The organism is Anaerostipes caccae L1-92 (genome assembly GCF_014467075.1).
Lineage (GTDB): Bacteria > Bacillota > Clostridia > Lachnospirales > Lachnospiraceae > Anaerostipes > Anaerostipes caccae.
Window position 1 is genome coordinate 763,298 of the sequence record NZ_AP023027.1, and the last position, 12,100, is coordinate 775,397.

General features: G+C 44.0%; 12 protein-coding genes and 1 pseudogene. 10 read left to right on the forward strand and 3 right to left on the reverse strand.

What is annotated here, in order from left to right; translation table 11 throughout:
• Positions 1 to 29: 29 nt before the first annotated feature.
• Positions 30 to 497 (reverse strand): annotated as a pseudogene (locus ANCC_RS18115) (recombinase family protein).
• Positions 498 to 525: 28 nt separating this feature from the next.
• On the opposite strand from ANCC_RS18115, the gene ANCC_RS03825 reads away from it, so the two are divergent.
• The 3 genes from ANCC_RS03825 to ANCC_RS03835 all read left to right on the forward strand — a co-directional run bounded on the left by ANCC_RS03825 (position 526) and on the right by ANCC_RS03835 (position 2,795).
• Complete coding sequence (locus tag ANCC_RS03825; RefSeq protein ID WP_156340657.1) at positions 526 to 1,035, forward strand: Fic family protein; 510 nt, start codon at positions 526 to 528, stop codon at positions 1,033 to 1,035.
• Positions 1,036 to 1,109: 74 nt separating this feature from the next.
• Positions 1,110 to 2,174 (forward strand): hypothetical protein, encoded by a 1,065-nt coding sequence (locus tag ANCC_RS03830; RefSeq protein WP_006568640.1) that lies wholly within the window; start codon positions 1,110 to 1,112, stop codon positions 2,172 to 2,174.
• Positions 2,175 to 2,303: 129 nt separating this feature from the next.
• Positions 2,304 to 2,795 (forward strand): nucleotidyltransferase domain-containing protein, encoded by a 492-nt coding sequence (locus tag ANCC_RS03835; protein ID WP_006568639.1) that lies wholly within the window; start codon positions 2,304 to 2,306, stop codon positions 2,793 to 2,795.
• Between the two features lie 366 nt (positions 2,796 to 3,161).
• On the opposite strand, the gene ANCC_RS03840 is transcribed toward ANCC_RS03835, so the two are convergent.
• On the reverse strand, positions 3,162 to 3,470 hold the full coding sequence (locus ANCC_RS03840) for an MGMT family protein (RefSeq protein ID WP_006568638.1): 309 nt from the start codon (positions 3,468 to 3,470) through the stop codon (positions 3,162 to 3,164).
• Between the two features lie 341 nt (positions 3,471 to 3,811).
• Between ANCC_RS03840 and ANCC_RS03845 the strand changes: the two genes are divergently transcribed.
• From ANCC_RS03845 to ANCC_RS03865, 5 genes are all read left to right on the forward strand, one after another.
• Entirely contained in the window at positions 3,812 to 4,561 is a 750-nt protein-coding gene (locus ANCC_RS03845) for an alpha/beta fold hydrolase (RefSeq protein WP_006568637.1), read from the forward strand.
• Between the two features lie 21 nt (positions 4,562 to 4,582).
• On the forward strand, positions 4,583 to 4,996 hold the full coding sequence (locus ANCC_RS03850) for a DUF3795 domain-containing protein (protein WP_006568636.1): 414 nt from the start codon (positions 4,583 to 4,585) through the stop codon (positions 4,994 to 4,996).
• A 29-nt stretch (positions 4,997 to 5,025) separates the two neighbouring features.
• The gene (locus ANCC_RS03855; RefSeq protein WP_039947017.1) at positions 5,026 to 5,595 is read left to right on the forward strand and encodes a helix-hairpin-helix domain-containing protein; all 570 of its coding nucleotides are present in this window, start codon (positions 5,026 to 5,028) and stop codon (positions 5,593 to 5,595) included.
• A 171-nt stretch (positions 5,596 to 5,766) separates the two neighbouring features.
• Positions 5,767 to 7,203 (forward strand): DEAD/DEAH box helicase, encoded by a 1,437-nt coding sequence (locus ANCC_RS03860; protein ID WP_006568634.1) that lies wholly within the window; start codon positions 5,767 to 5,769, stop codon positions 7,201 to 7,203.
• A gap of 65 nt (positions 7,204 to 7,268) precedes the next feature.
• On the forward strand, positions 7,269 to 7,835 hold the full coding sequence (locus ANCC_RS03865) for a DUF305 domain-containing protein (RefSeq protein WP_006568633.1): 567 nt from the start codon (positions 7,269 to 7,271) through the stop codon (positions 7,833 to 7,835).
• Between the two features lie 79 nt (positions 7,836 to 7,914).
• Here ANCC_RS03865 and ANCC_RS03870 read toward each other — a convergent pair whose 3' ends face one another.
• Positions 7,915 to 8,832: a LysR family transcriptional regulator gene (locus ANCC_RS03870; protein WP_039947016.1), complete on the reverse strand. Its 918-nt coding sequence runs from the start codon at positions 8,830 to 8,832 to the stop codon at positions 7,915 to 7,917.
• Between the two features lie 172 nt (positions 8,833 to 9,004).
• On the opposite strand from ANCC_RS03870, the gene ANCC_RS03875 reads away from it, so the two are divergent.
• The gene (locus ANCC_RS03875; RefSeq protein ID WP_156340658.1) at positions 9,005 to 10,309 is read left to right on the forward strand and encodes an NCS2 family permease; all 1,305 of its coding nucleotides are present in this window, start codon (positions 9,005 to 9,007) and stop codon (positions 10,307 to 10,309) included.
• A gap of 15 nt (positions 10,310 to 10,324) precedes the next feature.
• Complete coding sequence (locus tag ANCC_RS03880; protein WP_006568629.1) at positions 10,325 to 12,058, forward strand: adenine deaminase C-terminal domain-containing protein; 1,734 nt, start codon at positions 10,325 to 10,327, stop codon at positions 12,056 to 12,058.
• Positions 12,059 to 12,100: the final 42 nt, after the last annotated feature.

Genomic DNA, 12,100 nt, shown 5'->3' on the forward strand with positions numbered 1-12,100 from the left:
TCCATACTGTAGCCTTCCATGTACTCCTGTTAGATCCGCTTGAGCGTTTCGGCTTGCTCCGGATCGATGACAAGGTTACCATCTGCATCCTTGGCGTCCATTGTATTGATGGATTCCTTTTCAAAGTAAACGGGGATATTTTTATCCTTTAACAGTCGGATGAATTTCAGGCAATCGAGCATATTTCTGGCGACTCGGTTGATGGACTTGATGATAATCATATCGATGTTGCCAGCCATGCATTCATCAATCATGCGATTGAACTAGGCACGCTTTTTTGTGTTAGTACCGGAAATGCCATCATCAGCAAAGATGCCTGCCAACTGCCATTCGGGATTCTTGGAAATGTATTCCGTATAATGTTCAATCTGTGCGTCATAGCTGGTAGCCTGCTCATTACTGTCGGTACTGTCAAGGCAGTACGCTGCGATTCGGAGCTTTGGCTTCTCGGCTGATTTAATAGTGTTACCGACCTGTCGTCGGGTCGGAATGACCATAACCTTATCAAGTGGCTATGTTGCCAAGATGGTAATTGAGATAGACCGGATCTTTGCGGAGAACAGTAATAGAACACATGGATTTGGAAATATAATTTTGACTACATTTGAGCCATTTACTAAAAATCCGGCAATCTCTAAGGTATTTAGAGAAATAGGACTTGCTGATGAGGTGGGTTCTGGAATGCGGAATACTTATAAATTTACAAAATTGTATTCAGGCGGAGTGCCGCAGTTTATAGAAGGGGATACTTTTAAAACAGTGATTCCATTAAATGAGACTGCTACATTGAAGGCGGGGCCAAAGAGTCGGGACCAAGTCAGTGACCAAGTCGAGAATGATACGATTGCTATGAAAATACTTGAATTTTGTAAAACAGCAAGGACTAAAAAAGAAATTTCAGAATATATAGGTTACAAGAATTTAACTTATATGACCCGAACTTATCTTAAGCCGTTATTGGAGAGCAAGAAGCTGAAATACACAATACCGGAGAAGCCAAAGAGCAGGTTACAAAAGTATATAACAAAACAATAAATGAGCAGATGGAAGCCTCTGAGTCGACATAAGATTTGGAGGCGTTCTTTAGCCAAATTCATAGGAGGAAGGAAATGATTGTTTTTCAAACTATACACCAAGAATTGTTTAATTATATATTACATAATTTTTTAGAAATCGAAGTTTTTAATGAAGACACAGATCTGGGAGATATGATTGAAATTCTGCTTCCTAAATATTTATATAGAGAACAGTATCGCAGCTGCATAAAAGCATTGGAAGAGTTGTTTCTATGGACAGAGGATTTCTTTTATCATGAGATGCGTGCGCTTCACGAATTATTATTATTCCATTTTGTTGAGTATATGGCAGAACTGCAGCAGGATTTGCCTGATTTCAATCAGATCTATATTGATGAAAAGGGACATTCTTTAATTGAACAAGCAATCAAAGCTGATTGTGATGAAGATGGTGATTTGGAATCTGAAGATTACAGAGAAATCTATTATGACATTTTCTTATATCCGGATTTTTTGTTTACAGATACAGATTTTTTATTGATAGATAAAATATATAACATGAGAAAAGCAGGTAAGCCGTTCATAGAAGAGATGTTAGGGGTCAATATAGATTACTATTTTGAACTCTTACCAATGGATATTCAAGAACAATATAAAACAAAGCATATCACGCTCACAAGTGAAGTCTCTTCCATGTTAAAATATATTGAGAAAAGAATCCGTTATGGAAACCTATATAAACTTTTCTGGGAAAATAATCATCCTGTGAAGGAGGAGCGTATTCAGCTTATTTTGGAAAATATTATGGATGCATATTTCTATAATCAAGAAGTGGAAATTACCAGAGAGGCATTATTGGGAAACGGGAAAGTGGATTTCAAACTATATAAAACAGATCATGAAGACGAAAAAGTTCTGATTGAATTAAAAAGGGGCAGCAGTACTTATTTAAAAAAGGGATATGAAAAACAACTAACAGATTATATGTTATCCAGTAATTATAAAAATGCTTTTTATTTGATAGCCTGTTTTACCGATAATGAGTATGAACGAAGTGTAAAATTTATCAGAAATCATGTTTATACAGATACAATACAACTGTATATAAATATTTCGATTTTAGATTTGAGAAAAAGAAAAACAGCTTCTAAATCTTAGGAGAATTAAAACAATGGGTTTATAGGTAATATAAAATATGGAAAGGTTAAAATTAGATGGAAGCACTAGCTGCAATGAAAAATATTGCAAAATTTTAGCCGCTGTATTTCAGCAGAGAAAGGTTCTGTCATGTTAAAAAAAGATTTTACAACTAAAGAAGATCTGATGACAATTTTAAAAATACTAAATGATTCAAATATAAAATACTGGCTTGACGGCGGCTGGGGAGTCGATGTTTTAGCAGGTAAACAGAGCAGAAATCACAGGGATATTGATATAAACTTTGATGCACAGTATACGCAGGAAATCCTAAGTCTTCTCAAAGATCATGGTTATGAGATAGAAACTGACTGGGCCCCTGTCAGAATGGAATTATATAGTGAAAAATACGGGTACATCGACATTCATCCTTTTATTTTAGGTGAAGATGGAACCGCAAAACAGGCAGATTTGGAAGGCGGATGGTATGAGTTCAGTGCAGATTATTTTGGAACTGCTGCTTTTGATGGAATTAAAATACCATGTATTTCGGCAAGAGGACAAAAAGTATTTCATACAGGATATGAATTAAGAGATGTAGACAGGCATGATCTAAAAATTATCGACAGTTTGCTAAAATAATTTCCAGTCTTAAGGAGCATTGTATAGAGGAACAGAACAAGATTCCCACCGCTATATGATGCTTTTTAATCTATTCTACCTTAAGAGGATATAAATACGAAATTTTATACTATACTGAAAATATATAAATTAAAATCTGTGCTCCAAAAGGGTATGAATATGATTTTGGATCTTCAACGGATCTGGTCATAAAGGTTCATGAGAATGGGCGTCTGTGTCTAAGAAGGAAGGGATATTTATCCGGATCAGTTTATGCCGGATAGGAACCGATAGTGAAATTAGATGTTGAGTGAAAAGAGGATACATCTGCGTCAGCAGAGGTATCTTCTTTTGTTAAGTAAATTAAAGGAGTATGAAAGTCTATCTCTATTCATCCCACTGGCAGGCTTTCAAATCGACATGTCCATTATCTTTAAACACAGCACCTTCTTCTAATAAAAGCAGTCCCTGATCATGCCAGCCCGGAACCAGTCTTCCGGCGTGATTGACCACGCGGTGGCAGGGATAACTGCCGTAGTACTCTGCCATACTGAGGACCCTGCCCACAAGTCTTGCATTTTTTTCTCTTCCGATCAAACGGGCAATCTGCCCATAAGTCGCAACCTTTCCCCGGGGAATTTCCTCCACAACAGAGAGGATTTCATAAATTAATCGCTCATCTAAAATCTTTTTCATATGTATATCCTCACAAATTATAGAATGGATTATGCTAATGAAATCATGCTGCAAGACAGAAGAAATGTCAAGAACAAGGCAGTATGAATTCAATAACTTTATGGGGTTAAGAAAAATTCAATGGAATCCATACAGTTCTATGTTATACTGAAAACAGACGCCCGCACGCTGCCGCACTTTATTTCATTTGAGCGGATGAGCGTTGTGTGTCAGGGCAGAAAGAACGGAGGTTGAAATTATGGGAATTTGGATGATGAAGCACTAACAGCAGGGCGTTGGTGTTTCCAAAGCCTTGCTGATCGGTAAGAGGTGTAAACAAAGATACGGTCAGGAGGCAAAGGATGTCATATTTTAATTATCAGTCAAAGAAGATTTATTACAAAGAAACAGGAAGTGGAAAACCTATCGTGTTTTTGCACGGGAATACAGCATCTTCCAGGATGTTTGAACTTATACTGCCTTTATATGAAGATAAGTTTCATGTGATTCTCATTGATTTTCTGGGGCATGGGAAATCAGACAGGCTGGAAGAATTTCCGGCGGAACTCTGGACGGAAGAAGCAAGACAGACGACAGCGCTGCTTGAGCATCTGGATATTGGAAAGGTAAACCTTGTGGGAACCAGCGGCGGTGCGTGGGCAGCAGTTAATGCGGCCTTGGAACGACCGGATCTGGTGGACAAGGTAGTGGCGGACAGTTTTGACGGACGCACGCTGGCAGATGACTTTTCGGAGAATCTGCTTAAGGAGCGTGCAGAAGCCAAGAAGGACGAAATGGGGAGAGCATTTTACGAGTGGTGCCAGGGGGATGACTGGGAACGCATCGTGGATATGGACACAAATGCGATGGTACAGTGTGCCAAAGAGAAGCTGCCCTTATTTACGAAACCTCTGAGTGCACTGGAGAATCCCCTTTTGCTCATGGGCAGTGAGGGAGATGACATGTGCAGAGCAGATTTTCAGGATGAATATCGTGTCATTGCCAGAGAGACAAATGCAGACATATGTATATTCCCGGAAGGGATACATCCTGCAATCCTCTCCTGTGCGGAGAAGGCTGCAGAGGCCATTTCGAGATTCCTGGAAGAATAAGAATCATAAGGAGGCCGGAAGATGAGAATGCCGGGAAAGATTGAATCAGACATGTTCGCACCCTGCGGGATGAACTGTATGGTTTGTTACAAGCATTGCTATCATAAAAAACCTTGTGCCGGATGTCTGAACAGCGACCGGGGAAAGCCGGAACACTGCCGGAAATGCAGGATTAAGGACTGTACCGCCGGTAAAAATATTACTTATTGTTATGAGTGTTCTGATTTTCCATGTAAGCAGATAAAATCATTGGAAAAGAGCTATAACTCCCGGTATCGTGCAAGTCTGATCGAAAACAGCAGAGCTGCGAAGGAGTATGGTGCAGAAATTCTATTAGAAGAACATCGGGAGAAGTACAAATGCCCGGACTGCGGCGGTATTATTTCTTTACATGATGCGGAGTGCAGTGAGTGTCAGCATAAGATGCGTACATAATGTAATTAACAGGGAAGGAGAAAGCGCTTGTGGAAGGGAAGATGAGCTGCTGCGGCACTATATGTTCTGAATGTGAATTTTATCCGGACAGCTGCCGGGGGTGTCATGAGATCAAAGGCAGGGTATATTGGCTGGAGTACACACAGGAAAGTATCTGCGATATCTATGACTGCTGCATGAACACGAAAAAATATGATCACTGCGGCTGCTGCAAAGATTTGCCGTGCAGCCGCTATGAGCGTGATGATCCAACAAAAACTCCGGAAGAAAATGCAGCCGGCCTTCGTGTACAGATCAACAATTTAAAGGAATTTGAGAAGCGGCAAAAACAAGAAAACAGTTCCGGATCACAGGATTTACAGACAGTACCCGGAATAGGGAAGAGAATCGCTCAGCATTTAAATGCGATTGGAATTTACTGCGTGGATGACCTGAAAGGCAGAGATCCGGAGGAATTATACCGTATGGACTGTATTCAGAAGGGATTTACAGAGGACCGGTGTGAGCTTTATGTGTTCCGGTGCGCGGTTTATTATGCGGAACATGAGGAACACGATCCGGAAAAACTCAAATGGTGGTACTGGAAGGATAAAGAATAGCCGGAAGTGCCAAGAGGCTGATGACTTCTGCAGTGACGCGGAAGTCATCAGTTTTCTGTTTTACATATAGAATAAGACCAAAAATTAATTATATGGGATCTGACAGGAGAAGTTTTGTGCAGATACACGGATGAGAAAACTAGTTTATAAATTTAAGAAAGGTAAAAAGAAATGACAAATGAGTTTCAGGATTTTGGTCTCTCAATAGAAATTTTGGAGGCCTTAAACGGCCTTGGATATAAAAAACCCACAAACATACAGCAGGAAGTGATTCCGCCCATGCTTGCAGGAAAAAATATAGTGGCCAAAGCCCCCACAGGAAGCGGAAAGACGGCGGCGTTTGCCATACCGATCTGCCAGAATGTCCGGTGGGAGGAAAACGCACCGCAGGCCCTGGTGCTGGAGCCTGCCAGAGAGCTGGCAGTTCAGGTCAGCCAGGAAATGTTTCATATAGGGCGGAAGAAGCGCCTGAAGGTTCCGGCGGTATTCGGGGGATTCCCCATTGACAAACAAATCCGGACTTTGAAGCAGAAATCCCATATCGTGGCGGGAACCCCGGGGCGTGTCATGGATCATATCCGAAGGGAAACCTTAAAACTTTCAAACGTACAGTGGCTGGTTATAGACGAAGCTGATCTGATGCTGGATATGGGATTTATTGATGAAATGAAACAGATCCTTTCACTGGTTCCCGCAGACTGCAGAATCTCTCTGTTTTCTGCCACACTAAAGCCGGAAATCCGGGAACTGGCCGACGAGTTTATCCCGGAGGCAGTGCTTGTGATGCAGGAGGCAGGGGAAGAACAGGCACCAGCCATCACGGAAAAGCTATACTTCGCCAGTCAGGAGAGAAAATATGATACATTTCTTGATATTCTCATGGACGAGAATCCACAGAGCTGCATGATTTTCTGCGGTACCAGGGAGATGACAAATGTATTGTTTCAAAAGCTGCGGAGAAAACGGATCTTCTGCGGGATGCTGCACGGCGATATGGAGCAGAAGGAACGTCTGAAAACTGTAAATGCATTCAGAAGGGGCGGTTTTCGCTTTTTGATCGCGACAGATGTGGCGGCAAGAGGAATCGACTTTGAAGAGATCAGCCATGTGGTGAACTATGATTTTCCGACGGGGAAAGAAACCTATGTGCACCGGATCGGAAGAACGGGAAGAAACGGGAATTCAGGTACTGCAGTCAGTTTGGTGACCGAAGATGACCAAAGGATGTTAAAGCAGGTGGAAACGTATCTGGGACGGGAACTGCCCGTCACGGAACCGCCGGTCATCGGTGACGAAAAGGAAAGAGCCTTCTGGAAGTTCCAGCGGATAAAGGCAGAGAGAAAGCCTGAGAAGGGTGAGGCATTAAATGAGGGGATCACCCGCCTGTCGATTGGAGGAGGCCGGAAATCAAAAATGCGGGCCGGTGATATTGTGGGGACGATCTGCAGTATGGAAGGCATGGAAGCATCCGACATAGGAATTGTGGACATCAGGGACAGCATAAGTTATGTAGAAATTTTGAATCGGAAAGGAAATCATGTGTTAGACTGTCTCCAGACAAAACCGATCAAAGGTAAGGTGCGCAAAGTCAGAAAAGCAGGGAGATAAAAACATGGCGGTTAAATACACCGAACAGGCGATGCGGTCATATAATAGCAAGAGGTGAAAATTATATGAATAAATGTCGTTTAAGTAATAATACAAGAGATTATGCGAAAAGATATGAGTGCATATTGGATAAAATGATCGATCAGATGACTTGTGTAAAGATGACAAACAGCATTTCGGCCGGCTTTATCACACAGATGATCCCCCATCACCGTGCCGCCATTGAGATGTCAAAAAATTTGCTTTGCTATACAACCAATATTCCGTTACAGGATATTGCGCTGAATATTATCTCCTCCCAGGAAAAAAGTATTCAGAATATGACAAGAGCACTCCCGGAATGTAAGGCGTGCATCAATAATCCAAGAGAGATTCGCTGCTATACAAATGAAAATAACCGGATCATCAGCGAGATGTTCCGTGAGATGAAATCGGCATGCACAGACAACAGCATCGACTGCAATTTTATGCGGGAAATGATTCCGCATCACAGAGGAGCCGTGCGGATGTCGGAGAATGCCCTGCGGTTCTGTCTCTGTCCGGAACTGGTGCCTCTGCTGAATGAGATCATCGTATCCCAGAAAGAGGGCATCAAAGAAATGGAGTGCCTGCTGAAAAAGCTGGACTGCTAGAGATTCAAAATGTGAGTGTGGTTCGAAAAATAAAATAATCAAAAAACTACGGCCAGTCTTATTAATATGGCCGTAGTTTTTATTTGAAATAATCTTTAGCCAGCTGTATAAAATCCTCGGCATATGAGGTCAGATAAGCTCCTTTCCGGTAAGCCAGAACGGTGGATGTAAATGCTTCCTCATCCTCAAGGGAAAAGCATATAGGGTCTTTCTCAAAGGACATGTTGCGGATATAAGTCTCCGGGGCAAAACAGATCCCCTGGTTTTTCATCATGAGAAGAAGGGCGGCCTGTGTATTCCGGGTATAAAAAGGAACCCGGGGAGTGATATGATGTTTCTGCAAAAGACGCTCAGTGATAGCTCCTGTATTCTGCTCGGGAAAATGCAGAATAAAGTTTTCATCTCTGATCGCTTCCCAGTTGACCGGAGGATATGCATTTTCTCTCCCGTTCTTAACCTTGGCAGTGCCGGCAAGGGGATGTTCAGGAGAGACGGCCAGCAGGATCGGTTCTTTTCCGAGAAACTCATAGGAAAGCTTTGGATTCTCATTTGTTTCATTAAAGAGCGCAAAATCAACAGAGGTATCTTTTAACAGACATTCCTGTATGGCATAGGTTTCTTCCAAAATATGCACGCGGATATTTGGATGCATTTCGTGGAAGACGGGAAGAATAACAGGAACCATGCAGGAACTTCTCATCAGAGGGATTGCCACATGCAGCTCTCCGTCGTTTGAAGAAGACAGCTCAAGGAGCTCCTTTTCCCAATCCTGTTTGAGGGCAAGCATTCCGGCTGCATACTTAAGGTAGCGGGAGCCAGCATAGGTAGGAATGTAGCAGTTATCTATACGGGCAAACAACTTCATGCCCAGCTCCCGCTCCAGCTTTTTTAAATGTTTGCTCAGAGTAGGCTGAGAAATAAAAAGTTCCCGTGCCGCTTTCGTCAGGTTCTGATGTTTAGCTATACAGAGTACATAATTTAATTCGTGGATATTCATAACAAACTCCATATCCGGCAAAGTCAAGCCATTTTAAATTGATCATCTCTCAGTATTCTGATATGGAATACTTTTTATAACCAAGATGAATTAGACGAATAATTATGATTAGCATACAATGAAAGACATGAGAAAGCAAGGGTTTACATAGGAGAAAAAGGAGTGAAAAACTATGAAACAATGGTTAGAGAAGCATTTTAAATTATCTGAATACCATACAGATGTAAAGACAGAACTGATAGCAGGTCTGACGACATTCGTAACGATGGCCTACGTGCTGGCTACGGTCCCTAACATGCTGGCGTCAGCGGGACTTGATAAACACGTGATGTTTACGGTATTGATTCTTTTGGTGATCCTGACGACCTGCGCCATGGCTTTTTATACGAACAGGCCTTTCGCGCTTGCGCCGGGACTCGGAAGTGTGGGGATCGTTACTGCCATGATAGCAAATGACGGGATTGCCCCCGCTGTGACGGCCGGAGTTATCTTCTTCAGCGGAGTCCTCTTCATTGCGATTTCATTTCTGGGGCTTCGGGAGGCAGTCGTCAAAGTCATTCCCGTCAGCTTAAAACATGCGGTAAGTGCCGGGATCGGCCTGTTTATTGCACTGCTGGGGGCAAAAAGCTGCGGCCTTATCATTGCAAACCAGGCGAAAAATTCTTTGGGATTCGGGGATCTGAAGTCGCCGGAAGTGATTGTAGCTGTGATCGGATTTATCATTCTGCTGATTTTGAAGACAAGAAATGTTCCGGGAGATATGATCCTGGCGATTGTGCTCACGACTCTGGTGGGGATTCCGTTCGGAGTGACAGCACTGCCGGACAGCCTGTTTACAATGCCGGCCAATATCGGAAGCCAGTTCATGAGAGTCGATTTTATGGGAGCGCTTAATTTTGCATATATTCCGTTTCTGATCGCGCTGTTTGTGCCGGACTTTTTTTCTACCTTCGGAACGGTTCTCGGAGTCGGGGCTAAGGCCGGATATCTGGATGAAAACGGAGACCTTCCGGGCATTGACAAATGTTTTAAGGTGGATGCCGTGGCGACCAGTTTCGGGGCTTTATTCGGAATGCCGAGTATGACCACATATCTGGAGTCTTCAGCGGGTGTGGAGGCAGGAGGCAAAACCGGGCTTACGGTAATCTTTACTTCTGTCTTTTTCGGACTGTCCCTGATTCTGGCACCTGTTGCACTGATGATCCCGTCTGCGGCAACGGCGCCGGTCCTCATGTATATCGGCATCAATATGCTGGGAGCCATGAAAAATATTCGGTTTGACGACATAACAGAGGCCTTTCCGGCATTTGTGTGTATTGCTTTTACGATCTTTGGAAACAACATTGCCAATGGGATCTGTGCGGCCCTGCCGACGTATGTGGTGATGAAGCTGACAGCTGGAAAAGGCAGGGAAATTCGTCCGGTCATGTGGATTCTTGTGGCCGTGTGCCTGCTGTATTTCTATTCCATTCTTTAGAAAAGGGGTGCTTTGATGGAGAAAGTGGATTTGCTCGTTGAAGATACAGAAGTCTATAATTCGTATCTGAAACAGTTTATAAATGCAGATGTATATATCAAGGGAACGAAAATTTATTATGTGGACACGGAACACAGGCATGAACTTGAGGCCGTTCGTGTGCTGGACGGACGCAGCTTTAAAATGCTTCCGGGGTTTATTGACATTCATATGCACATCGAGAGTTCCATGATGACTCCGGTCTCCTTTGGAAAACGGGCGGCAGAATGCGGTGTTACTACTCTTGTGTCGGAGCCCCATGAGATCGCCAATGTGATGGGGGTTGAAGGGATTCATGAGATGATCAACGGAGCCAAGGATTCTCCTGTTGATATTTATTATGGGATTCCAAGCAGTGTACCGTCTACTAACGAGGAGCTGGAGACCACGGGCGGGGTGATCGGTCTTGCACAGATGAAGCAGCTCATGCAGGAAGACGGGGTTGTCTGTGTGGGAGAAGTGATGAACTACCGGCAGATCGTTAAGGGAGACGAGCTCGAGATAACGAAATTTCTCGATTACCTGGAGGAGGAAGTTCCTCAGGCCGTCATAGAAGGACACTGTCCTTCCCTGGTTGGACTGGATCTGGCAAAATTTTTATACCGGGGGATCGACGGCGATCACACGGAGCACACGCTTCAGGAAATAAAAGAGCGTTTTCAGAATGGAATGTTCGTGGAACTGCAGGAGAAAATGCTCCGGCCGGAGATTCTTGATTATATAAGAGAACACCGCCTGTATGAGCACTGCTGTTTTGTGACAGACGATACGATGGCAGATAAGCTGAAAGAACAGGGGCAGCTGAATTATGTGGTCAGGAGAGCCGTGGAGATGGGATTTCCATTGAATGAAGCGATTTACTGTGCCTCTTATACCCCGGCAGGGAGGATGAATTTAAGAGACCGGGAGTCGCTGGCGCCGGGAAGAAAGGCGGATTTCCAGCTGGTAAAGGCGGAGGACTGCGCCTCTTTTGAGCCGGACTATGTATTTAAGGACGGCAGAGAGATCTATCATCTCAATGAGTTGGATCAGAAGACAGAGCCGTACCGGTTCCCGGATCATTTTTACCGGAGTGTACATCTTGACAGCATATCCGCCGGACAGTTAGAACCCCGGCTGGAAATGGATGACGGGAAAGCGGAAGTCCGTGTGATTGAAGTAAATGACGGACGCACACAGACCGGGGAGCGCAGAGTACAGATGCAGGTGAAAGGCGGAAGGCTTCAGTGGCAGGACAGCGGATGTATGCTGGCGGCCGTGCTGGAACGCCACGGGAAAAACGGAAATATCGGATTTGGATTTGTGACCGGTGACTGTATAAAGCGGGGAGCCGCTGCCACGACATATTTCCATGACCATCACAATCTTATGGTGATCGGAGCCAATCCGGACGATATGCTTGCTGCCGCCCGCAGGATACTTAAGCAAAACGGCGGGATCTGCACAGTACAGAATGGGAAGATAAAGGCAGAGCTTCCGCTCCCGGTCTGCGGGATCTTATCCGAACTTTCGGCCGATGAAATCGGTGTGAAACTGAGCCGGGTCAGAAAAAGCCTTGAGGAGCTGGGGTACCGTCACTATAATCCGATCATGTCCCTCTGTACGCTGGGTCTTCCGGTGAGTCCGGCCCTGAAACTTACGGACCGGGGACTCGTAGATGTGGTGAAAGGAAAGATTGTACCTTTACTGACAGAGACAATGTGTAATTAGAAGAAAGACCAAGAACCGATTCCTCTGGAAAGTTTCCGGAGG